Annotated in this window: 16 protein-coding genes; 8 read left to right on the top strand and 8 right to left on the bottom strand. The window is 53.5% G+C overall.

Features of this window, described 5'->3' with window-relative positions:
• The first annotated feature begins 4 nt into the window (after positions 1-4).
• The 3 genes from nuoN (at position 5) to DFO57_RS14090 (ending at position 3,085) form a co-directional block, all read left to right on the top strand.
• Entirely contained in the window at positions 5-1,462 is a 1,458-nt protein-coding gene (gene nuoN, locus DFO57_RS14100; protein WP_013026503.1) for an NADH-quinone oxidoreductase subunit NuoN, read from the top strand.
• A 200-nt stretch (positions 1,463-1,662) separates the two neighbouring features.
• Positions 1,663-2,586, top strand: coding sequence for an alpha/beta hydrolase (locus tag DFO57_RS14095; protein WP_064374125.1), 924 nt, complete (start codon positions 1,663-1,665; stop codon positions 2,584-2,586).
• Positions 2,587-2,626: 40 nt separating this feature from the next.
• Positions 2,627-3,085, top strand: coding sequence for a GNAT family N-acetyltransferase (locus tag DFO57_RS14090; protein WP_022623433.1), 459 nt, complete (start codon positions 2,627-2,629; stop codon positions 3,083-3,085).
• Positions 3,086-3,174: 89 nt separating this feature from the next.
• Here the strand turns inward: DFO57_RS14090 and DFO57_RS14085 are convergent, their stop codons facing one another.
• Positions 3,175-4,833 carry a glucan biosynthesis protein D gene (locus DFO57_RS14085; protein WP_019105998.1) on the bottom strand — a complete coding sequence of 553 codons (1,659 nt, stop codon included), beginning with the start codon at positions 4,831-4,833 and terminating at the stop codon, positions 3,175-3,177.
• A gap of 343 nt (positions 4,834-5,176) precedes the next feature.
• On the opposite strand from DFO57_RS14085, the gene elaB reads away from it, so the two are divergent.
• Together elaB and DFO57_RS14075 are read left to right on the top strand one after the other, a co-directional pair.
• The gene (elaB, locus tag DFO57_RS14080) at positions 5,177-5,488 is read left to right on the top strand and encodes a stress response protein ElaB (RefSeq protein WP_015699853.1); all 312 of its coding nucleotides are present in this window, start codon (positions 5,177-5,179) and stop codon (positions 5,486-5,488) included.
• Positions 5,489-5,687: 199 nt separating this feature from the next.
• Positions 5,688-6,884 (top strand): nicotinamide mononucleotide deamidase-related protein YfaY, encoded by a 1,197-nt coding sequence (locus DFO57_RS14075; RefSeq protein ID WP_028715401.1) that lies wholly within the window; start codon positions 5,688-5,690, stop codon positions 6,882-6,884.
• Positions 6,885-7,120: 236 nt separating this feature from the next.
• Here the strand turns inward: DFO57_RS14075 and yfaE are convergent, their stop codons facing one another.
• The 4 genes from yfaE to ubiG form a co-directional block, all read right to left on the bottom strand.
• Positions 7,121-7,381 carry a class I ribonucleotide reductase maintenance protein YfaE gene (gene yfaE / locus DFO57_RS14070; protein WP_014605383.1) on the bottom strand — a complete coding sequence of 87 codons (261 nt, stop codon included), beginning with the start codon at positions 7,379-7,381 and terminating at the stop codon, positions 7,121-7,123.
• A gap of 2 nt (positions 7,382-7,383) precedes the next feature.
• Complete coding sequence (nrdB, locus tag DFO57_RS14065; RefSeq protein WP_014594159.1) at positions 7,384-8,514, bottom strand: class Ia ribonucleoside-diphosphate reductase subunit beta; 1,131 nt, start codon at positions 8,512-8,514, stop codon at positions 7,384-7,386.
• 78 nt (positions 8,515-8,592) lie between these two features.
• Complete coding sequence (nrdA, locus tag DFO57_RS14060; protein WP_013026495.1) at positions 8,593-10,878, bottom strand: class 1a ribonucleoside-diphosphate reductase subunit alpha; 2,286 nt, start codon at positions 10,876-10,878, stop codon at positions 8,593-8,595.
• Positions 10,879-11,337: 459 nt separating this feature from the next.
• A complete protein-coding gene (gene ubiG / locus DFO57_RS14055) occupies positions 11,338-12,066 on the bottom strand; it encodes a bifunctional 2-polyprenyl-6-hydroxyphenol methylase/3-demethylubiquinol 3-O-methyltransferase UbiG (RefSeq protein WP_029569021.1) in 729 nt (242 codons plus the stop codon).
• Between the two features lie 176 nt (positions 12,067-12,242).
• On the opposite strand from ubiG, the gene gyrA reads away from it, so the two are divergent.
• Together gyrA and rcsC are read left to right on the top strand one after the other, a co-directional pair.
• Positions 12,243-14,885, top strand: a complete 2,643-nt coding sequence (gene gyrA / locus DFO57_RS14050; RefSeq protein WP_019105996.1) for a DNA topoisomerase (ATP-hydrolyzing) subunit A — start codon at positions 12,243-12,245, stop codon at positions 14,883-14,885.
• 217 nt (positions 14,886-15,102) lie between these two features.
• Positions 15,103-17,952: a two-component system sensor histidine kinase RcsC gene (gene rcsC / locus DFO57_RS14045; RefSeq protein ID WP_014605386.1), complete on the top strand. Its 2,850-nt coding sequence runs from the start codon at positions 15,103-15,105 to the stop codon at positions 17,950-17,952.
• Between the two features lie 39 nt (positions 17,953-17,991).
• Here the strand turns inward: rcsC and rcsB are convergent, their stop codons facing one another.
• From rcsB to DFO57_RS14030, 3 genes are read right to left on the bottom strand one after another with little or no spacing between them, the layout of a single operon-like run.
• On the bottom strand, positions 17,992-18,642 hold the full coding sequence (gene rcsB, locus DFO57_RS14040) for a response regulator transcription factor RcsB (protein ID WP_014605387.1): 651 nt from the start codon (positions 18,640-18,642) through the stop codon (positions 17,992-17,994).
• Between the two features lies 1 nt (position 18,643).
• A complete protein-coding gene (gene rcsD, locus DFO57_RS14035; protein ID WP_110015441.1) occupies positions 18,644-21,304 on the bottom strand; it encodes a phosphotransferase RcsD in 2,661 nt (886 codons plus the stop codon).
• Between the two features lie 19 nt (positions 21,305-21,323).
• On the bottom strand, positions 21,324-22,478 hold the full coding sequence (locus DFO57_RS14030) for an MFS transporter (protein ID WP_014594154.1): 1,155 nt from the start codon (positions 22,476-22,478) through the stop codon (positions 21,324-21,326).
• A gap of 694 nt (positions 22,479-23,172) precedes the next feature.
• Here DFO57_RS14030 and DFO57_RS22905 point away from each other — a divergent pair.
• A partial coding sequence (locus DFO57_RS22905; protein ID WP_233255866.1) for a BapA prefix-like domain-containing protein occupies positions 23,173-23,841 on the top strand: 669 nt, incomplete at its 3' end.

Below are 23,841 nucleotides of genomic sequence, written 5' to 3'. Positions count from 1 at the left end.
CGCCATGACAATAACTCCTCAACAATTGATCGCGTTGCTGCCGCTGTTAATCGTCGGATTGACGGTGGTGGTTGTGATGCTGTCCATTGCCTGGCGACGCAATCACTTTGTTAACGCCACGCTAACAGTGGTTGGCCTGAACCTGGCTCTGCTGTCGCTGTATTTTGTGGGCCAGGTCGGGGCGATGGACGTCACGCCGCTGCTGCGCGTTGATGCTTACTCGATGTTTTATACCGCACTGGTGATGCTGGCCAGCCTGGCAACCTGTACGTTTGCCTATCCATGGCTGGCGACTTTCCCGGATAACAAGGACGAGTTTTATCTGTTGGTCCTGATTGCCGCACTGGGCGGTATCGTGCTGTCAGCGTCTAACCACCTGGCATCGCTGTTTATCGGAATTGAACTGCTGTCACTGCCGCTGTTTGGTTTGATTGGTTACGCGTTCCGCCAGAAACGTTCGCTGGAAGCGGCCCTGAAATACACTATCCTGTCGGCGGCGGCATCGTCCTTCCTGCTGTTTGGTATTGCGCTGATTTACGCTGACTCTGGCAACCTGGGCTTCGTCAGCCTGGGCAAAAGCCTGACTGACAGCATGATTCAGGCGCCACTGTTGCTGGTGGGCCTGGGAATGCTGATTATTGGTCTGGGCTTTAAGCTGTCGCTGGTGCCGTTCCACCTGTGGACGCCAGACGTGTATCAGGGGGCACCGGCTCCGGTATCAACGTTCCTGGCCACGGCCAGTAAAATCGCCATCTTCGGTGTCGTCATGCGCTTGTTCATGTATGCGCCGGTGACCGACAGCGAAGCGGTGCGAACGGTATTGGGTATCATCGCCTTCGTTTCCATCCTGTTCGGTAACCTGATGGCGATCTCGCAGAGCAACATTAAGCGCCTGTTGGGTTACTCCTCCATCGCGCATCTGGGTTATTTGCTGGTGGCGCTGATTGCGGTGAAAGATCATCAGCTGTCGCTGGAAACCTCTGGGGTTTACCTGGCCGGTTACCTGTTCAGCAGCCTGGGTGCCTTTGGTGTCGTGAGCCTGATGTCGAGCCCTTATCGCGGTCCGGATGCGGATTCACTTTACTCGTATCGCGGTCTGTTCTGGCGTCGTCCGGTTCTGTCTGCGGTGATGACGGTGATGATGCTGTCGCTGGCCGGTATTCCAATGACGCTGGGCTTTATCGGTAAGTTCTACGTGATTGCCTCTGGCGTGAGTGCGCACCTGTGGTGGTTGACCGGTGCGGTGGTGGTGGGGAGTGCTATCGGCCTGTACTACTATCTGCGCGTGACCGTGAGCCTGTACCTGAGCCCACCAGAACTGCTCAACCGCGATACGCCTGATAACTGGGCCTTCACCGCGGGCGGCGTGGTGGTACTGATTTCAGCGATTCTGGTACTGCTGTTAGGTGTTTATCCGCAGCCGTTAATCAGACTGGTACAGATGGCTCAGCCCCTGATGTAATCGTCGATTGTCATACTGAATCAGGCCCTAGGGCCTGATTTTTTTTGTCTGAAATCTGCCTACTGCACCATGCAGCGACTTAACCGCACGACCGGTGACGACGCAAGGGTTGCTGCTGCCCTAAAAAAATGCGTCATCTTCATTCTGTCTCCCTATTTTTCTGCTGCAATGTCCTCTGGCTTGTTACAGGAGCATGGCCTATGGAGCGCCGTCATTTTTTATTAGGCTTCACCGCTGTGCTGATAGTCGCAAAGAGCACGCTGTCGCGGGCATCCCAGCCGGAAATCTCACACACGGTGATTCCGCTCTGGCCTGGCACGCCACCCGGCGGCGGCGGCCCTGTCGGTGCCGTTAAGACCTCATCTTCGGGCGCACAGCGCAATATCGCGGTGCCGACGCTGACAGTGATCAAACCGAACATGCCCAACGGCCATGTTGTTCTGATAGCCGGCGGCGGGGGGTACAAACGGATAGAAATGGCGAAAGAAGCCTGGCCTGCGGCACGCTGGTTAACGGCACGCGGCTATACGGCGGCGATTCTGCGCTATCGGCTTCCCGGCGAGGGCTGGGCAGCGGGCAACATAGTCGCGCTGCAGGATGCCCAGCGCGCGCTGCGGCTGTTACGGCCGCAGGCAAAGCGGCTCTCGGTGCTGGGTTTTTCCGCGGGTGGGCACTTACTCGGAATGGCTGTGACGCGCCATGACTTTCAAAGCTATGCAGCCCTTGATGCGTTGGACAGTGCGCCAGCTTATGCTGACGGGGCGGCGCTGATCTATCCGGTGATCACTCTGGAGGCGCCCTATACGCACACCGCAACGCACCGTATGTTGGTGGGAACGCATGCGACGGCGGCAGAGGACGCAGCCTGGTCGGTTCAGAATTACGTGTCATCGACATCGCCTCCCTTTTTTCTGGTCCAGGCCGAAGACGATCCGGTTTCCGATCCCCATAACACCCTGATCATGGCCAGCGCCTGCCAACAGCATCAGGTTGACGTCGAGCTGGTGCGCTATCTCACGGGCGGGCATGGCTTTGGTATGGGAAAACCCGGCACGCCGACCATGGCCTGGCCTCAACATTATCTTCACTGGCTGCAGAAAGGCCGGCGCGGTAAAGTGATGTGATGCCTCCCGGGCAGGCGGCCCATTTTAGTAAGGATAAGACATGCATATCAGTTGGCTGGATCTTCAGCATCAAGCCTTAAGCGTTCCGCAGCTCTACGCGGCGCTGGCTTTACGCTGTGAGGTATTCGTAGTGGAGCAGCAGTGCGCCTATCTGGACGTCGATGGCCTGGATTTGCAGGGCGAGAATCGTCACATTCTCGGCATGGCGCAGGGGGATCTGCTGGCCTACGCGCGCATATTGTCACCCGATCGCGCGGGCGCAGAGGTGAAAATCGGACGCGTGCTCATATCCAGTAAGGCTCGTGGCCTGAACTTAGGCAACCAGCTGATGACACAGGCAATCGCCAGTTGTGAGCAGCACTGGCCGGGGCATTCACAGTTTCTCTCTGCTCAGGCGCATCTTGAGGCGTTCTATCAGCGACATGACTTTATCACGGTCAGCGACAGCTATCTTGAGGACGGTATTCCCCATATCGATATGCGCAGAGCAGGGCAGTAAAGCGCCGCTCACGGCTCAGATGCCCTGTGGGGCAAAAAAAATGCATCCCGGCGGTTGGCCTGAGATGCATTTCACGTGAGAGAGAAGCGTTAGCTTACGGTCATCTGGCGATCGTCAACGTATTTACGCTGGTCCGGCGGCGGTGGCACATACTGATAGAGCCAGGTCTCACTCAGGGTTTCGTCTTTGGTGCGCAGGAACAGGCGCATCTCGACGGGCTGTACGCTGTCGCTGTTGGGATACCAGTCGAACAGGATGCGGTAACCTTTTATCGGTTCGACATACAGGATCTCTACCTGTTTAAAGGTGCCTGAGGAAACCGTAATCACCGGTTCAATGCCTTTCGGTGCGGCTGCCTGCAAGTCGCCGCCGATAAAGTCCACAGCGAAACGGCGGCACCAGACATCCGGGAAGTGCTCGCCCGGCGCCCAGCCTTCGGGGAAACCACCAATGCCGGTGCGGGTCGCATCTACGCGGGCCAGATCGCTCTGAACGGGCGGCAGGGCGCTCCAGTAAAGCTTGTAGGCAAAATTGTATTCGCTACCGGCTTTGATCGGCTCTGCGGGCTGCCAGAAGCAGACGATGTTATCAAGCGTTTCGCCGGTGGTTGGAATTTCCATCAGGTTAATGGCGCCTTTGCCCCATTTGCCTACCGGTTCCACCCACAGGCTTGGGCGTTTGTTATACCAGCCAATCACGTCCTGATAGTTCTCAAAGTCATGGTCAAGCTGGAGCAGGCCAAAGCCGCGCGGATTTTCGTCTTCGTAGGCGTTGAACTGCAGGCGCTGAGGATTATTTAACGGCCGGGCAATCCATTCACCTTTGCCGCTCCACATCGCCAGGCGATCGGAGTCATGAATCTGCGGATGATAGGTGTTACACATCCGGCGTTCGTTGGTGCCGCAGCTGAACATGCTGGTCATCGGCGAGATGCCTAACTGACGAATATCCTTGCGGGCAAAGAGATGATTCTCAATCTCCATGACCACGCGTTCTGCTTCGCAGTGAATGACAAACTTATAGGCCCCGGTGATGCTGGCACCGTCCAGTAAGGCATAGCAGGTAAAGGTGGTGTCTTCCGCTTTCGGCGTTTCAAACCAGAAGGCCGTAAAGTCTGGAAACTCTTCCTGACCGTTGCTGAAGGTGTTGATGGCCACGCCACGCGCGGACAGGCCGTACTGATAAGTGTCATCGACCGCGCGGAAATAGCTGGCACCCAGAAACGAGACAATGTCGCGGCGGGCCAGCTCAGGTTTTTTGAAGGCGCGGAAACCGGCAAAGCCAAGATCCGTTTTACCCTGCAGTTGTTTGGTATCGACTTTGGCATCGTTGTAGTTAAACAACTCAGGACGAAAATGAATTTCGCGTGCTTCACGACTGGCGCTGTCCACAGAGAACATGCGGATGCGGCGTTTAAATCCCATGCCTACGTGGAAGAACTGCACATCCAGTTCGCGATTGGGAATATTGTTCCACAGAGAGTGGTTGGCATCATACTGAATATCGTTGTATGCCTGTGGTGTCAGGGTTGCCAACGTGGGGGGAAGGGGGCCGGGTGCGCCGCCCCAGGGTTTTTTAGCCAGCGCGGCCGCATTCTTCTTCAACTCATCGAAATCGAAGCGTACTGCGGTTCCGTCAGCAATGCCATCATCTGCCCAGGCGGATTGCGCGAACAGCGTTGATAAGCCTGTCATACCGCTTACGGCGGAAAAGGCCATTGACGCTTTCATAAACATTCTGCGATTCATGCCAGAGATCATTCCTTAGCTGTTCGAGTTTGCTGTGACTGTCGTGTCAGCGCATTGATATGCACATGGCCTGATTATTACAGGCAACAGCTGGGTACGACAGTCGGCGTAGATAAAAATTCATTTCGTTGAAAATTTATCAGATAAATCAAATAAGCGAAGCGAAATCGCTGCCAGCGGGCCATCTCTTACACTTCTTTGCGTAGCGCCCAGCGTGACACAGATTCACTGCCGTTTTGTTTACTCACGCTGATTTTCAGGCAATTCCTGGCGGAGTTCCACGCAAAGCCCTGTTTTGTGACTATAGTTAACCAGGTGCTTTGCAATTCACATGGAGGAAATGATGGTAAAACAGACTGAATCTTTTGAAACAGGCTATGACGACGATATCGCACTGCTGACCGAAACGCTGGAAGAAGTGCTGAAGTCATCAGGGGATCCGGCCGACCAGAAATACATCGAACTGAAAACCAAAGCTGAACGAGCGCTGGAAGATGTAAAGTCACGTGTTAGTCAGGCGTCCGATAGCTACTACTATCGTGCTAAACAGGTTGCTTACCGTGCCGACGATTACGTTCATGAGAAACCGTGGAAGGGCATCGGTATTGGTGCAACGGCAGGGCTGGTTTTAGGCCTGCTGCTGGCTCGCCGTTAAGCTAAACGCGTAGTGCAATACGTACAACGGGCAGGCTCACTCCTGTCCGTTTGCGCTTTATCAACATCCCTTGCCTGCTTCTTCTCTCCTCCTTATCCTCTCGCCAGACGCGGCCTTATTCGACGCTAAATCTCCCTTACAGATTGTGTTTTACGCAGGGGCTTTCTAAAGTGAACCTAATGGCACAAGGAGAAAGAACGTGATTAGAGTCGAAATGCTGTCCACGGGCGATGAAGTGTTACACGGTCAAATCGTCGATACCAACGCGGCCTGGCTGGCTGATGTGTTGTTTCAGCACGGAATGCCGATGACCAGCCGTACAACAGTAGGTGATTCCCTGTCGTCCCTGGTTGAGACCTTACAGGCACGTAGTCTTGAAGCGGATGTGCTCATCGTTAACGGCGGCCTGGGGCCCACATCTGATGACCTTAGCGCCCAGGCGGCTGCGATGGCGAGTGGCGTTGAACTGGTGATGCAGGAAGCCTGGCTTGAAACTATGGAAGCCTGGTTCGCCAGTCGTGGACGTGTGATGGCCGACAGCAATCGCAAACAGGCCGAAATTCCTGCCAATGCCGAAATGCTCGATAATCCGGTCGGCACCGCCTGTGGATTTGCCCTGCAGCTCAACCGTTGCTGGCTGTTTTTTACCCCCGGCGTACCCTCTGAATTTAAAGTGATGGTTGAACAACAAATCATCCCCCGCCTGAAAAATAAATTTGACCTGCCAGAGCCGCCGCTGTGCCTGCGGCTGACGACCTTTGGTCGGGGTGAAAGCGATATTGCTAATGAACTGGAGCCGCTGGCGCTGCCGGAAAACGTGTTGATGGGCTACCGTTCATCAATGCCCATTATCGAAATTAAGCTCACCGGGCCTGCCTCACAGCGCGTGGCGATGGAGCAGGTCTGGCAGCAGGTGCGTTTATTGCTGGCGGAATGCACGATTTTTGAAGGGTTGGAGGGGCTGCCTGCGCTGTTGGCGCGAGAACTGAATCAACGTAACCTGCGTCTCGCAATCAGCGAGCAGTACACGGCGGGGTTACTCAACTGGCAGTTGGCTTCGGCTGAGGTTCCCCTGAGCGCCACCGAAATTCTGCCGCAGCAGGACGAAAGCCTTGAGGTACAGGTGATGCGCACGCAGGCGCTGGCGGCGAGGCTGCAGACGCCGTTGGCCCTGTCGGTCGGCAACCTGAGCGAAGGCGAGATTTCCGTTGCGCTACACACGCCGGAGGCGACCTGGGGACAACGCGTGAAGTTTAACCACGGTCGTCATAATCTGGAAACCCGGCAAAAAGTGGTGGCGATGATGGCGATGAATATGCTGCGCCGTTGGCTACACGGCAGTGAGGTAAGCACAGGGCACGGCTGGATCGATGTGATCGAAACGGTGAAGCACTAAGCCTGAGCGTACGTAAGGGGCTGGCGTCGCCCAGCCTGTCTTATGACAGCGCCGACAAACCGTTAAGCGGCGCGCGCTGACGGTTTTATGCTGCGGACGTGGCGTTGTTGATCTCACCTGGCTGGCAGGCTTCGATTTTGAAATCAAGGTGATTGCCCGTATTCCCTGAGCCAGCGCCAGAAAAAAAACCGCCATTCGGTTGGAATGACGGTTTTTTAACTGCCTGAGATGCGAGCCTAGAGTTCAAGCTCGATCTCGCCCTTCGCCTTACAGCAGCAGGGCAGGATCTCGCCCTGCTCAATAAACGCCAGCGGCTTTTCCGCGTAGTCGACTTCGCCGCTCAGTAGCCGCATCCGGCAGGAGCCGCAATAGCCCTCACGGCACTGGAATTCAACACACAGGTTGTTGGCTTCCAGCATCGTCAGCAGGTTAGGGTGATCGTCTGCGCCCTCCAGTCGGGTACCGGAACTGCGCAGAATAACAACGGAACGGCTCATCATTACAACTGGAAATCGTCGAAGTCGTTTTCGCCCACTTCGGAGTCAATCTGACCGACCAGATAGGAGCTGACTTCCACTTCCTGCGGTGCCACCTGAACGTTGTCCGACACCAGCCAGGCGTTGATCCAGGGAATCGGGTTAGAACGCGTTTCGAAAGGCAGATCGAGGCCAACCGCCTGCATACGAATATTGGTAATGTATTCAATATACTGACACAGGATATCTTTGTTCAGGCCGATCATCGAACCGCCGCTGAACAGGTATTCCGCCCACTCTTTTTCCTGCAGTGCCGCTTTTTTGAACAGTTCAAAACACTCTTCACGACATTCGGCGGCGATCTCTTTCATCTCAGGATCGTCTTCGCCAGTGCGCAGCAGGTTTAGCATGTGCTGAGTACCGGTCAGATGTAAGGCTTCGTCGCGGGCAATCAGCTTGATGATTTTCGCATTGCCTTCCATCAGCTCACGCTCGGCAAACGCAAACGAGCAGGCAAAGCTGACATAGAAACGGATGGCTTCCAGCGCGTTGACGCTCATCAGACAGATGTACAACTGCTTTTTCAGGGCACGCAGGCTGACGGTGACGGACTTACCGTTAACCTGATGGGTGCCTTCACCTAACAGATGCCAGTAGCTGGTCATCTCAATCAGATCATCGTAGTACTGCGAGATATCCTGAGCACGTGCCAGAATCTGCTGGTTGGTCACGATATCGTCAAACACCACCGCCGGGTCGTTTACGATGTTACGAATGATGTGGGTGTAGGAGCGTGAGTGGATCGTCTCTGAGAATGCCCAGGTTTCGATCCAGGTTTCCAGCTCAGGAATGGAGATCAGCGGCAGCAGCGCCACGTTCGGGCTGCGTCCCTGAATGGAGTCCAGCAGCGTCTGATATTTCAGGTTGCTGATAAAAATGTGTTTTTCGTGATCGGGCAGGGCCTGGTAATCGATACGATCGCGTGAAACATCGACCTCTTCAGGACGCCAGAAGAACGAAAGCTGCTTTTCGATCAGCTTTTCAAAGATATCGTATTTCTGCTGGTCAAAACGGGCCACGTTAACGGACTGACCGAAAAACATCGGCTCTTTCAACTGGTCATTTTTATTCTGAGAAAAAGTGGAGTAAGCCATAAAAAACTGTCCAATGTAGACGAGGCTCAGCACCGGCCTCGCGGGAAAATGTGGGCGGGAATGGCTCCCGCCCGACCGTCAGATCTTACAGGCGCCGCTTTCGCAGCCATCATCCTGAATAGAAGGTGCCAGATCATCCTGCGCATCTTCCGCACCATCACGGGTGTTTTGATAATAGAGCGTCTTCACGCCGAACTTATAGGCGGTCAGCAGATCTTTCAGTAACTGCTTCATCGGCACTTTGCCATTCGGGAAGCGTGACGGATCGTAGTTGGTGTTAGACGAAATCGCCTGATCGATAAATTTCTGCATCACGCCAACCAGCTGCAGGTAACCGTCGTTGGAGGGCATATCCCACAGCAGTTCGTACTGATCTTTAAGACGCTCATACTCCGGCACCACCTGACGCAGAATACCGTCTTTGGATGCCTTGATGCTGATATGACCACGCGGCGGCTCAATACCATTGGTGGCGTTTGAAATCTGCGATGAGGTTTCAGACGGCATCAGCGCAGAAAGCGTTGAGTTACGCAGACCGTGGGTTTTAATCTGCTCACGCAGGGTTTCCCAGTCCAGGTGCAGCGGCTCATTGCAAATCGCATCCAGATCTTTCTTGTAGGTGTCGATCGGCAGTACGCCCTGCGCATAGGTGGTTTCATTAAACCACGGGCAGGCACCTTGCTCTTTCGCCAGCTCGTTTGAGGCTTTCAGCAGGTAATACTGAATGGCTTCAAAGGTTTTGTGCGTCAGGCCGTTGGCGCTGCCGTCGGAGTAACGCACGCCGTGCTTCGCCAGGTAGTAAGCAAAATTAATCACGCCAATACCCAGCGTGCGACGGCCCATCGCACCGCGTTGTGCGGCAGGAATCGGGTAATCCTGATAATCGAGCAGGGCATCCAGCGCACGTACCGCCAGGGTCGCCAGCTCTTCCAGATCGTCCAGGCTGTCAATGGCGCCCAGGTTGAACGCTGAAAGCGTACACAGCGCGATTTCACCGTTCTCGTCGTTGACGTCGCTCAGCGGCTTGGTCGGCAGCGCAATTTCCAGACACAGGTTAGACTGGCGAACCGGCGCGATGCTGGCGTCAAACGGGCTGTGTGTGTTGCAGTGATCGACGTTCTGGATGTAGATACGGCCCGTTGAGGCGCGTTCCTGCATCATCAGCGAGAACAGATCCACGGCTTTCACTCGCTGCTTGCGAATGCTGCTGTCTTTTTCATATTTGGTGTAGAGGCGCTCAAACTCATCCTGATCGGCAAAGAAGGCATCGTACAGGCCAGGCACGTCTGACGGGCTGAACAGCGTGATGTCTTCGCCTTTAAGCAGACGCTGATACATCATTTTGTTGAGCTGCACGCCATAGTCCATATGACGCACGCGGTTGCCTTCAACGCCACGGTTGTTTTTCAGCACTAACAGGCTTTCGACTTCCAGGTGCCACATTGGGTAGAACAGCGTGGCTGCGCCGCCACGAACGCCGCCCTGCGAACAGGATTTCACCGCAGTCTGGAAGTGCTTATAGAACGGGATACAGCCCGTGTGGAATGCTTCGCCACCACGGATAGGGCTGCCCAGCGCGCGGATACGTCCGGCGTTGATACCAATGCCCGCGCGCTGAGAAACGTATTTCACAATGGCGCTGGAGGTGGCATTGATCGAATCCAGGCTGTCGCCGCACTCAATCAGCACGCAGGAGCTGAACTGACGAGTAGGCGTACGCACTCCCGACATGATGGGCGTTGGCAGCGAGATTTTGAAGGTCGAGATCGCATCGTAGAAACGCTTGATGTAATCCATACGCGTATCGCGCGGATAACCTGAGAACAGGCAGGCGGCGACCAGGATATACAGGAACTGGGCACTTTCGTAGATCTCACCGGAAACGCGGTTCTGAACCAGGTATTTGCCTTCTAACTGCTTCACGGCCGCGTAGGAGAAATTCATATCGCGCCAGTGGTCGAGAAAGCCATCCATCTGCTCGAACTCTTCACGGCTGTAGTCTTCCAGCAGATGGCGATCGTACTTGCCCAGATCGACCATCTTAACAACCTGATCGTACAGCGCGGGCGGTTCAAACTGACCGTAAGCTTTTTTACGCAGGTGGAAGATTGCCAGTCGGGCAGCAAGGTATTGATAGTCAGGGGCATCGCGAGAAATAAGGTCTGCAGCGGCCTTGATGATCGTTTCATGGATGTCAGACGTTTTGATGCCATCATAAAACTGAATGTGGGAACGCAGCTCTACCTGTGAAACCGACACATTGTTCAGCCCTTCGGCCGCCCAGTCGAGGACACGGTGAATTTTGTCGAGATCAATGCGCTCCTGGCGGCCATCGCGTTTAGTAACGAGCAGACTTTGGTTCATGTCGCGTTTTTACCTTTGCGTGAGTATCCAATAATTAAAAGAAATCCCGATTTATACACAGCATATTCATTGTGAATAATGTTGTGGATAAACACTACATCTTGGGGTTGTTGACGATATGCATAACAATATGGAGGCTTATTCTAGTATTTTGCTGGCGCTTAACAAGAGGAAAAAATGATGTCTGCGGGGGTTGTATTTTCTGAGGGTTTTCTTAAGCCGCGTCTCGTAAGGCCGCAGGTCGTGTCAACCATTCAGAGAAAATATTGCAATTTATGATCGACCGCTGATTTTTCAAACATTGCGCTAACTTTTCCAACACCTCAGCGCGGGAGAGCAAAACGTGCAGATACTGTCTCAGCCAATGGCCTGGATCCGCCCCTCTGAAACGCTAACCTGCGCAGATGACAACAGGATGACAGCAGCGTGGGCAGGGCACAGCCGCACGCTGCAGGTTTATCAGGCGTCGCCGTGATGCGTGTGTATCATGTAGTTCACATCCACACCGTTACCCAGACGAAACTTATCGGTGATGGGGTTGTAGTGCAGGCCAATCATATTGCGCTCACGAAGCGGTGTTTCATCGACCCAGCCCAGCAGTTCGGAAGGGCGGATAAATTTTTTCACATCATGCGTGCCGCGCGGCACCATGCGCAGCACATACTCAGCACCAAAAATGGCCATCAGCCAGGCTTTGGGATTACGGTTAATGGTAGAAAAGAACACCTCACCGCCGGGTTTCACCAACTGCGCGCAGGCATGCACCACCGAACGCGGATCGGGCACATGTTCCAGCATCTCCATGCAGGTCACCACATCGTATTCGCCCGCATGCGCGCTGGCGTGCTCTTCAACCGTCTGTTGCACATAGCTGAGCGTGACGCCGCTCTCCAGGGCATGCAGACGCGCCACTTCCAGCGGTTCGGCACCCATATCCAGCCCGGTGACCACCGCGCCTTCCCGCGCCATGCTTTCGGCCAGGATGCCGCCGCCACAGCCAACATCCAGGACTTTCTTGCCGAACAGCCCGTTGCTGTGTTGCGCAATATAGCCCAGCCGCAGAGGGTTAATACGGTGCAGCGGTTTAAATTCGCCCTCCAGATCCCACCAGCGCGAGGCAACGGCCTCAAACTTGGCAATTTCCTGTGCATCGACATTGTGCTGATGATTCTGTGGTTGTGCATTCATTGAATCGTGACTCCTGACAAAACGTGACATCAGTATAAACGCTTAACTGACTCTGACGCACCTTATCAACTTGAGGAAAAGCACCTTAATAAGGTGGTTAACGTTCACCAGCGAATTGCTCTGTGATATACTTTCGCACCTTTAAAATCCGGGATTAGTAGAGGGATAGCGGCTCCATGAGCGACCTTGCGAGAGAAATTACACCGGTTAATATCGAAGAAGAGTTAAAAAATTCTTACCTCGATTACGCCATGTCGGTCATCGTTGGCCGAGCTTTACCCGATGTGCGTGATGGCCTGAAGCCAGTACATCGCCGCGTACTATACGCGATGAGCGAACTGGGTAATGACTGGAACAAACCCTATAAAAAATCTGCCCGCGTCGTCGGTGACGTTATCGGTAAATATCACCCCCATGGTGATTCTGCCGTTTATGACACCATTGTACGTATGGCCCAGCCTTTCTCCCTGCGTTACATGCTGGTGGACGGTCAAGGCAACTTCGGATCCATCGACGGCGACTCCGCTGCGGCGATGCGTTATACCGAAGTGCGCATGTCCAAAATCGCCCACGACCTGTTAGCTGACCTGGAAAAAGAGACCGTTGATTTCGTTCCGAACTACGACGGCACCGAGCAGATCCCTGAAGTTCTGCCCACCAAAATTCCTAACCTGCTGGTAAACGGTTCGTCCGGTATCGCAGTCGGCATGGCAACCAACATTCCACCGCACAACCTGCGTGAAGTGATCAACGGCTGCCTCGCCTATATCGAAGATGAAAACATCAGCATCGAAGGGCTGATGGAGCATATTCCGGGGCCTGACTTCCCGACAGCGGCCATCATTAACGGTCGTCGCGGCATTGAAGAAGCCTATCGCACCGGTCGCGGTAAAGTGTATATCCGTGCCCGTGGTGAAGTGGAAGTGGACGCCAAAACCGGGCGTGAAACCATCATCATTCACGAACTGCCGTATCAGGTGAACAAAGCGCGCCTGATTGAGAAAATCGCCGAGCTGGTGAAAGAAAAACGCGTTGAAGGCATCAGTGCGCTGCGTGATGAGTCTGATAAAGACGGCATGCGTATTGTCATTGAAATCAAGCGTGATGCGGTTGGTGAAGTCGTCCTCAACAACCTCTATTCACTGACTCAGTTGCAAACCTCTTTCGGTATCAACATGGTGGCGCTGCATCAGGGCCAGCCGAAGATTATGGCACTGAAGGAGATTCTGGAAGCCTTCGTTCGCCATCGTCGTGAAGTGGTCACGCGTCGTACTATTTTTGAACTGCGCAAAGCTCGCGATCGTGCGCATATCCTTGAAGGCCTGGCGATTGCGCTGGCTAACATCGATCCGATCATTGAGCTGATCCGCCGTGCGCCCACGCCTGCCGAAGCGAAAGCGGGCCTGATCGCACAATCCTGGGATCTGGGCAACGTGTCTGCCATGCTGGAGCGTGCCGGTGATGATGCTGCCCGCCCAGAGTGGCTGGAAGCGCAGTTTGGTATTCGTGAGGGTAAATATTACCTGACTGAACAGCAGGCTCAGGCCATTCTGGACTTACGTTTACAGAAACTGACCGGGCTTGAGCATGAAAAGCTGCTGGATGAATACAAACAGCTTCTGGATCAAATTGCGGAGTTGCTCCACATCCTGGGAAGTTCTGAGCGCCTGATGGAAGTCATTCGCGAAGAGCTGGAACTGATGCGCGATCAGTTCGGCGATGAGCGCCGCACGGAAATCACTGCGAACAGCGCAGACATCAACATCGAGGACCTGATCAATCAGGAAGATGTGGTCGTCACGCTGTCGCATCAGGGCTATGTAAAATATCAGCCGCTGAGCGATTACGAAGCGCAGCGTCGCGGTGGCAAAGGCAAGTCTGCCGCCCGCATTAAAGAAGAAGATTTTATCGATCGTCTGTTGGTGGCAAACACCCACGATACGATTCTGTGCTTCTCCAGCCGTGGCCGACTCTACTGGATGAAGGTTTACCAGCTGCCGGAAGCCAGCCGTGGGGCACGTGGACGTCCAATCGTCAACCTGTTGCCGCTTGAAGCGAATGAACGTATCACGGCGATTCTACCTGTGCGCGAATACACCGAAGGCTTCAATATCTTTATGGCAACCGCGAGCGGCACGGTGAAGAAAACCGGTCTGCAGGAGTTCAGCCGTCCACGCAGCGCCGGTATCATCGCCATTAACCTGCGCGATGATGACGAGCTGATTGGCGTAGCGCTGACCAACGGTAACGACGAGGCGATGCTGTTCTCGGCCGCCGGTAAAGTGGTTCGCTTCGCCGAATCTGCCGTGCGTGCCATGGGCCGTACGGCCTCGGGCGTACGCGGTATCAAGCTGGCGCAAAACGATCGTGTGGTTTCCCTGATTGTGCCGCGTGAAGAGGGCGCGATTCTCACCGTGACGCAGAACGGCTACGGTAAGCGTACCGCGAACAGTGAGTATCCAACCAAATCCCGTGCGACGCAGGGCGTGATCTCCATCAAAGTGACCGAGCGTAATGGCCCGGTGATTGGTGCAGTGCAGGTGGTCGACAGCGATCAGATCATGATGATCACTGATGCCGGCACCCTGGTGAGAACCCGTGTGTCTGAAGTCAGCATCGTGGGCCGTAATACCCAGGGTGTGATTCTGATTCGTACGGCAGAGGACGAGAACGTGGTTGGACTGCAACGCGTGGCTGAGCCGGTGGAAGAAGAAGAGCTGGACTCCATCGACGGCAGCGTGGCGGAAGGGGATGACGATATCGTACCTGAAGTCGACAATGACGACGATGACGTACCCGCAGCGGACGACGATGAGTAATTAGCGCGTCGTACATTAAGAGCAACGGCAGGTCAGGGATCACCCGACCTGCCGTTTTTTTTGCGGCAGGTTTGGCAAAGGATGATTTCCTCAGGGGCAAATAGTCCCAAACTGCGCCGGGTGCCCGTCACCGACTGGCTTTTTTGCTGCGATAAAGCTAGTGTATGAGCATTAAAAATCCCACGATGCGACTAACCTTGCCACCTGCGAGTTACCTTTGAAATATCTAGTCTCTTTCCGCACGACGCTTCGCATTTCGCGCTATCTGTTTCGCGCGTTGGCGCTGCTAATCTGGCTACTGGGCGCGGTGCTGACCACCTTCTACATCATTAGCGTACTTCACGATAAAGAGAACAAGGTACGGCAGGAATTTGCTGGCAACTACGGCACAATTGACTGGTACGTTCGCCTCTCAGCGGGCAAGATGCGCGAGCTTAAGTTCATCGCTGAAAACCACCTCACCAGCGCCAGCGCCGGGGGAGAAGCCTCGGATCGGTCAACGGCAGGAAAGACGATTCAACCGCAGTTTACCCCCCTTTTTTCCAGTGATGACTGCACCGCCATGAGCGCGACCTGGCGCAACTCACTGGACTCACTCAGCAACTATATCAATTACTGGAGGAGTCATTTCGCCTCATCTTATGAGCTCAACCGGGTGTTCCTCATTGGTGGCGATAACAAGTGTCTGGCGGATTTTGCTATTGGTAACAACGTTAACCGCGATAACAGCCTCAAGCTGTTGCAGGAAAACCTTCAGCGCTACCGCAACAGTTCGGAAGAGGAGCGTCGCAACCCGGTCTACTGGGTAAACAGCAGCGCCCAGCCAGGCGTAGGAAACTTCTCTGTTATCATGCCGATCTACGTGGCGGATAAACTTCAGGCCCTGCTGGGCGTCGAGCAAAATATCCAGCTTGATGCGTTTATTCAGCCCGGTAGCCTGCCCGTCACGGCAACGATTACGGATGAAAATTACGCTCCGCTCCTGACCTCGCGCCGAGGCGGTTTGGGCTTTTCATTAAATGAATTGCCTGATGATAAAACCTGGTTTGGCTATCTTGACGGTTACCGTCAGCTGGTGCTGAAAAAACCGTTGCCACCGTCGAATCTTAACGTGGTGTGGTCGGTCTCTACCGATGTGCTGGTCGATCAGCTCAAACTGATGATGATCAATGCCCTGTTGCTGAATATCCTGAGCGCCATCCTGCTGTTTACGCTTGCTTGGCTGTTTGAGAGACGCATGTTTTTGCCAGCGGAAGAAAACGCACACCGGCTGGAAGAGCACGAGCAGTTTAACCGTAAAATTGTCGCTTCAGCGCCGGTAGGGATCTGCATTTTACGCACCAGCGATGGTACCAATATTCTCAGTAACGAGTTGGCACACAACTATCTGACGCTGCTGACGCAGGAAGACCGTAAGCGATTAAATGAGATCATCGGCGGGCAGCAGGTTAACTTTGTTGATGTCCTGACGGGCAGTAATACTAACCTGCAAATCAGCTTTGTGCATTCCCGCTACCGCAATGAAAACGTGGCGATCTGTGTGCTGGTGGATGTTTCCGCCCGCGTGCGCATGGAGCAATCCTTACAGGAAATGGCCCACGCGGCAGAGCAGGCCAGCCAGTCGAAATCCATGTTCCTGGCAACGGTCAGTCACGAACTTCGTACGCCGTTGTATGGCATCATTGGTAACCTGGATCTGCTGCAGACGCGGCAGCTGCCGAGCGGTATAGACTCGCTGGTGACCGCGATGAATAACTCTTCCAGCCTGCTGTTGAAGATCATCAGCGATATTCTCGACTTCTCCAAAATTGAATCGGAACAGTTGAAAATAGAGCCGCGACCTTTCTCGCCGCGCGAAGTAATCACCCATATTGTCGGAAACTATCTCTCCCTGGTGGTGAAGAAGCGCCTGACGCTTTACTGCTATATCGAGCACGATGTTCCGCAGGCACTTGATGGTGATCCTCTGCGACTGCAGCAGGTGATTTCTAACCTGCTGAATAACGCCATTAAATTCACCCATACGGGCTGTATTATTCTGCATGCCTATGTCACACAAGGCTATCTGGCGTTCCGCACGCGTGATACCGGTGTGGGTATTCCGGCTAAAGAGTTGACCCGACTGTTTGATCCCTTTTTCCAGGTGGGCAACGGCGTACAGCGTAATTTCCAGGGGACCGGATTGGGGCTGGCGATCTGTGAAAAACTGATCAACATGATGGACGGTGACATTGAGGTTGAGTCTGAGCCGGGAATGGGAAGCCAGTTTATTGTCCGTATTCCGATCTACAACGGTAAACAGCCTTCCATTCCGCTGCTGGACGGCTTACAGGATAAGAAAATCTGGCTGGCGATGCGCAATGAATATCTGGCGCAGTACCTTGAACGGCTGCTAAAGCAGCATGGTATCCAGGTTGCTGAATATCAGGCCCAGCCGGGCAGTGATGATGTGGTGCTGACAGATTACGTGCCCGACATCCACGCGCCAGTGCGGGCGGTTATCACTTTTGACGGTTCGCACGTGGACATGCCTCGTGAGCCTCAGACGGGACGCTGGATCCACAGCACGGCAACCCTGCATGAGTTACCCACGCTGCTGGCGCGCATTTACCGGATTACGGTTGACGCGGAGGTGAATGATGGCCTGGCGCTAGACGGTCCGGTGGAAGAGAAAATTCATAATGACGACATTATGGTACTGATCGTTGACGATCATCCTATCAACCGTATGCTGCTGTCAGAACAGCTTGGCACCCTCGGTTATCAGGTCAAGACCGCCCAGGACGGCGTCGATGCGTTAAACGTTCTCAGTCGTAATAACATCGATATCGTGCTTACCGATGTCAACATGCCGAATATGGATGGCTATCGCCTGACGCAGCGGCTGCGCCAGCTGGGGCACGTGTTCCCGGTAGTCGGCGTCACCGCCAACGCGCTGGCAGAAGAAAAACAGCGCTGCATGGATGCAGGGATGGACAACTGTTTGTCTAAGCCGGTGACCTTAGACGTGTTGAAAACAACGCTGGGCATTTATGCAGAGCGGGTAAGGAAAACGCGGGTAGGGTAGCAGGGAAAAGAGGCGGTGCGAAACGCACCGCCTGAGGACTTAATCTTTATCGATTTGTGTCGCACTGACGGACGACAGGTAGTTGAGCAGGGCGATATCATTATCCACGCCCAGCTTCATCATGGCCGATTTTTTCTGGCTACTGATGGTCTTAATACTGCGGTTCAGCTTCTTGGCAATTTCGGTCACCAGGAAACCTTCAGCAAAGAGGCGTAATACTTCGCTCTCTTTAGGTGACAGACGTTTATCGCCATAGCCGCCCGCGCTGATTTTCTCCAGCAGTTTGGCGACGCTTTCCGGCGTATATTTCTTGCCTTTCTGCAGTGCCGCCAGCGCTTTTGGCAAATCGGTTGGCGCCCCCTGTTTCAGGACAATGCCTTCAATATCCAGATCCAGCACCGAGCTCAGAATGGCTGGGTTATTGTTCATTGTCAGAACAATGATGGACAGATCGGGATAGTGACGTTTGATATATTTAATCAGCGTAATACCGTCGCCGTATTTTTCCCCTGGCATAGAGAGGTCGGTGATCAGGACGTTCGCATCAAGTTTGGACAGGTTGTTGATTAGCGCCGTTGAATCTTCAAATTCACCTACAACGTTAACCCACTCAATTTGTTCCAGAGACTTTCGGATACCGAAAAGAACAATTGGGTGATCATCGGCAATAATTACATTCAAGTTATTCATCTTATTGGTTACCTTGCTGCAGCAGTTGATTGACATAAGCGTCAATATTACTGGTGGTATTTTTAATGTTTGAATCGTCACATACTTTGATGTGGTGTTCTAACGCTTCACAAAGCTGTTTGCCCGGTGTCAAATTGAGCATAGCAAACACGCCCTTAAGGCGATGAGCTGTCTGAGCAAGCGAGGCATAATCTGATATCGCTGACTCAGTATACAATCTCTTTACATCATCCGGTACTGTCTCAGTAAACAGCTGGAAATAGCCTCCACTTAACAGTGCCGTGCCGGCGTCATCTTCAGTGTCATCCTCCATCACATCGTGGGACAATTGCTTCTCAATCAGTGCCAGCAAGGCATCAAGTATTGCATTGCTGAGATTGAAATTGACGCGATACTGTTGGTCGTTTAAAGCATGATGGCCGGGTTCATCCTCCGCCAGCAATAAAGCCCAGCCGCTGAGTTTGCTGGGATCGTCAGTAATCTGTACATCGTGATCCTGGCCTGAGATACGTTCATCCGGCGTCAGGCAGCGTGCGCCCCAGTTTTCCAGATGGCGACAGACGATCTTGTGCACGTCTTCAACGGCAATCTCAACCAGGGCGGTAATCCCTTCGAGAATCTTCTCTTGATCGTCTTCGTGCTTCTCTTCAAGCGTGAGCGGAAGCTGAATGTTATATCGGGTGCCAATGTCCGCCTTAGCAACGATTTCCAGGCTGCCGCCCATTTGCTTGCACAGCTGTTTGCACAGGAAAAAGGCCATGCCCGAAGCCTGACCATAACGATCCTGGCTGGTATCGCCCAGGAACGGAAAATCGACATTGGCCAGTTCATCGATCGTGAGTCCAGCTCCCGTATCCACCAGCTCGATATAGAGGCGGTCAGGGTGCTGTTCGGCGGTTTTTACCTCAAGGGTAATCTTGCCCCAGCGCGTGGTGATCAGGGCATAGTGCATTAGCGTCGTCAGCACTTTGCGCAGGGCACGGCGATCGCCAAAGCGTACTTCATCGTTCGGCTGATGATTATTCACCACCAACGATAACCCTTTACGACGCAGCAGTGGCAGGCTTTCCAGCGCGATTTCGTCCAGAAGTTCCTGCAGATTAAACACACTGGCGTCAGGCGACCAGTCGTGCGCTTCAAGGCGATTCAGCAGCACAATATCGTCGACCAGACGTGCCAGTGACTGGCTCTCATCCAGAATATCCAGCACGCTTTCGTCATTCTCTCGCTGGCTCAGGTGCACCAGCTGCGAGACAATTTTTTCCAGCGGCTGATTTAACGCGTGACCAAGATGATGCAGAAGTTGCTGACGCATCTGGTGGTTGCGATCTAACACCTGTTGCGCTTTTTGCAGTTTCTTGTTCACCAGCAGCTCGCGATCCTGATCGCGCATCATGAACAGTTGGGTATGCGGAGACAGCACGCTTCGTGCGTGACGAATCTCATACACTTCATTGTTGATGGTGGCTTGCAGTACGCCCTGATGCTGGTCGGACATATTGATGATTTTCTGCAGATTCAGGTGAGGCAAAAGATGCTCAGCGATTTTATTGCTCAACAGCGTGCGGTTACTGGCAAAATCATAGACCAGCAGGCCAACGGGCAAACTGGCCACAATCTCCTGATTGAGCACCCGGAGCGAATCCAGCTCGGCGCTTTGATTCTCACTGGGTCGCAGAGACTGCTGACGTAGCAACAACATGCCGCTAAGCGAGAGTAAAAACAGCACCAGGTTAATCAGCAGGGGCCACATCAAATTATGTGCGCTGTCGAGCAACAGGCGTAAGAGCGGCACACGGTAAACCAGCTGTAGCGATGTACTGGGTAGTGCAGCGGCGATTTCAATATCGTGATTGACCAGGGCTACCTGTGTAGTTTCAACATCGTCCTGATTGCTGCTGGCGTTGTTATTCAGCGTGGCATCCTGACGCAGCTGGAAATTATCCACCGGCATATTCAGGGGAATTAAGTCGTTGATGGGCAGATCAAATGCCACCACGGTCGCCAGATGACCGGGCTGATTAAACGTGGTGCGCAACGTAAAATAGTGGTCGTTCTGAAAGGCAAGATGGCGAAGGGGAGAAAAGCTTTCACGCTCATCCAGCGCATTGGCCTGCTGCAGCATTTCAGCACGTCGTGCCTCAACCAGAGAACTGATGGCATTCTCTTTGTAACGCGTCGTCATGTCTTTCAGCGGCAGGGTGGAGATCATGATCAGGCTGTTGTCCTGACCATTTAAAAAGTACATGGACCAGGTCGGCGTTTCTGCACCCCATAAGGTGTCCAGATAGCTGGACATTCGCATCGACATATCCAGCGTGCTGCTGTCATGGGACCCGAAAATCAGCGCTTCGGTTTTGCGGCGCGTTTTTTCCAGATAGTAGACATCCGGACGCAGGCGCGTCTCTTGCAGATTACTGGCAGGAGGCGTACCGGCAGCACTGGTCGACAGGTTTTCATAAATCTGCCAGGTAACGAAACGGTAGGCATCAATACGTTTCTGAATATCTCGCGCCATATCCGCCATGGCGTAACGTTTGTCGGTCAACCAGGCATTGACGGAGTTTTGCACCATAAAGCCTAGCGCCAGTAACAGCACCAGATTAAATACGATAAAAAAGCGAGTGACATTGCCGGATGTCAGCGGAAACTTATACAACATAGCGTCTCAGATACCTGAATTATCGCGCAACGTTGCGCGCACTGACAGCCACAGCCAACAATAACAGTGCTATGAGTAAAAACGCACCGCTAAGGCTAATCCATTGAGAAATGAACCCGATCAACGCCGGACCAGAAAGAATACCTGCATATCCCAACGTTGTCATGGCGGAAATCGCCAGGTTAGCCGGCATATCATGCTGGTTACCTGCCGCATTGAACAACATCGGCACGGTATTCGATAATCCAAAGCCGACCAGTAAGAACGCCAGCAATGAAGCTTCGGGCCATGGGAGGAGCACCGCTAATGCCATTCCTGATGCCGCCGCCAGCGCGCCCACCAACATGACAGGATAACGGCCGAAGCGATGAATAATTTTATCCCCGCTAAAACGCCCAACTGTCATGGCAACGGAAAACAGCGCGTAGCCGAGCCCGGCATGCGCGGTCGTCATCACAGGGTTTTGCAACAGCAGGAGTGCGCCCCAGTCGAGCACGGCGCCCTCTGCTAAAAACAGAATAAAACACAGCATGCCCAGAAAGGCGACGCGTCCACGTGGAATGACCAGCCACGGCTGATCGGGCTGGTGCAAACGCTGATTCATAAAGGTGGGGATTCTCCACAACAACAGCACCATCATCACGGCCATCACGATCAGCACGGAAAGCAGTGGCGTCAATCCCAGGCTCAACAGCAGGCTGACCGCCCCGGCACCCAGAATACCGCCCAGGCTAAAAAAAGCATGAAAGCCTGACATCATCGGCTTGCCAGCCGCTTTTTCCACTTCAACGGCCTGATAATTCATGGCGACGTCCAGCATGCCCAGTCCGGCACCAAACAGCATCAACGCGGCGGCCATGAAAAGATGCGTTTGCACCGTGGCGAGCAGCGGCATCATACATAACACCAGTAGCGTTGAAAATATCATCACTGTACGGCAGCCAAAGCGCGCTACCAACGTGCCGGTTACCGGCATCGCGAGCAATGAACCGATACCCAGACACAGCAACAGGGCCCCCAGGGAAGCACCATCTAAATGCAAGCGATCGCGTGCATAGGGCACCAGTGGCGCCCAGGCTGACATTCCCAGGCCATTGATCAAAAAAATGATGCGTGTGCCCCCGCTCAGGCGGCGGTCAGAGGGAGTTGATTTTGCGGCATCCAATGCTGTCATGGCCCTAATTCATCAGTAGCAAAGCAGAAAAGTGTAGCATTAATTGGCTGCAAAACGCTGTGAGAACACAGGTTTAACAGGTTTTCCGGACCGCTTTTATCAGCCCTGTCAGCGGCCAGTGTACCGACTTTTACCGCGACAAATTTTTTTTCCAGAACTTTCCTGGCATAACCCGCGGGTAAACCCGGCACCGGCCCTCTTTCAGGAACGATCTGCATCACAGTTTAGTGATGTGAATTGCTTAGCTGAATTTCAGTATCGGGCAGGAACCCAGAAAACAAAAAAATAGAGTCATTTCCGGCACTTTTGCAATTTACTGGAAATATTTAGCAATATTTTGACATGAAATAACATGCATTCCGCCTTTTTCCTCCCCCATAAACCACAAAAATTGCTAATGTTATTTTTATTAATTCATAAATAAAACTGCATCTTATGATTGATTTTTAAACGCAGACAGTTAACTATTGATTGCACGATGTTGCCATTTGTGAGCATCGATTAATACAAATGTTAAAAAACCAAAGTCACTACTTGCGGAGTTGCCTTTTGCTTCGCCTGTTTGCTTAAGCCGCCTCCGCCAGGCTGAAACGTTTTCCGATACACAGCATGAAAAAACGTCAATGAAAAATCATAACTTATTTTTATGGTTTTCATTTCAGCTAATTAGATATTCTGGTGGAGCAAGGTCAAGATGGCAGAACTCACTCAAAGTCGCGTCGATATCATTTCCCGTGCAAATGGTACGCTTACGTCTCAGGTCGACGGCGGCTTAACGCAAACGATCACTCTTAATGAACCGAGCGTAGTACGCATTAATGGTACGCGTGAGGCTGTCGTACAATACCAACGTCAGGGCGACGATCTCATCGTCCAGATGCGTGACGGAAGCTCCGTTCGCTATAAAAAATTCTTCCTCGACGATGCCGCAGGCGACCACAGTGAACTGGTCTTTGATGATGGCGTGAACCCACCAGAGCATGCACTCTTTCCCACGACGGCAGGCGCAACAGATTTAGCGACAACATCCGTGACGCCCGGATTTGAGTCACTGGATAACGTGGAGCCGCTCCTGCTGGCTGATAACAGCAATATTTCTACCGGCCTGATGACGGCGAGTGGTGTTGGCCTGTTGGGACTGGGGGGGTTAGCACTGGGCACCAGTCGCGGCGGAGGCGGAGGCGGTGACACACCGGCAGCACCGGGAACGCCTGGAACGCCAGCAACACCGACCCTGACCGTTAATCCCTTTGCCGGTGACAACGTTCTGGACAACAGCGAGAAGGCCAGCGATCAGCTGGTCTCCGGCACCACCAGCAACGTGGAGGCGGGCCAGACCGTCACCGTGACGCTGGGCGGCCAG

The organism is Pantoea sp. AG702, assembly GCF_003182295.1.
In the GTDB taxonomy this organism is placed as follows: Bacteria; Pseudomonadota; Gammaproteobacteria; order Enterobacterales; family Enterobacteriaceae; genus Pantoea; species Pantoea ananatis.
Note: the sequence above shows the minus strand (reverse complement) of the source record. Positions and strands in the feature narration are given on the sequence as shown.

Coding starts and splice junctions, on each gene's coding strand:
- DFO57_RS14090 (WP_022623433.1), top strand. CDS start 2,627: ATGCATATCAGTTGGCTGGATCTTCAGCATCAAGCCTTAAGCGTTCCG.
- rcsB (WP_014605387.1), bottom strand. CDS start 18,642: ATGAATAACTTGAATGTAATTATTGCCGATGATCACCCAATTGTTCTT.
- nrdB (WP_014594159.1), bottom strand. CDS start 8,514: ATGGCTTACTCCACTTTTTCTCAGAATAAAAATGACCAGTTGAAAGAG.
- DFO57_RS14030 (WP_014594154.1), bottom strand. CDS start 22,478: ATGACAGCATTGGATGCCGCAAAATCAACTCCCTCTGACCGCCGCCTG.
- yfaE (WP_014605383.1), bottom strand. CDS start 7,381: ATGAGCCGTTCCGTTGTTATTCTGCGCAGTTCCGGTACCCGACTGGAG.
- gyrA (WP_019105996.1), top strand. CDS start 12,243: ATGAGCGACCTTGCGAGAGAAATTACACCGGTTAATATCGAAGAAGAG.
- DFO57_RS14095 (WP_064374125.1), top strand. CDS start 1,663: ATGGAGCGCCGTCATTTTTTATTAGGCTTCACCGCTGTGCTGATAGTC.
- nuoN (WP_013026503.1), top strand. CDS start 5: ATGACAATAACTCCTCAACAATTGATCGCGTTGCTGCCGCTGTTAATC.
- nrdA (WP_013026495.1), bottom strand. CDS start 10,878: ATGAACCAAAGTCTGCTCGTTACTAAACGCGATGGCCGCCAGGAGCGC.
- ubiG (WP_029569021.1), bottom strand. CDS start 12,066: ATGAATGCACAACCACAGAATCATCAGCACAATGTCGATGCACAGGAA.
- DFO57_RS14085 (WP_019105998.1), bottom strand. CDS start 4,833: ATGAATCGCAGAATGTTTATGAAAGCGTCAATGGCCTTTTCCGCCGTA.
- rcsD (WP_110015441.1), bottom strand. CDS start 21,304: ATGTTGTATAAGTTTCCGCTGACATCCGGCAATGTCACTCGCTTTTTT.
- elaB (WP_015699853.1), top strand. CDS start 5,177: ATGGTAAAACAGACTGAATCTTTTGAAACAGGCTATGACGACGATATC.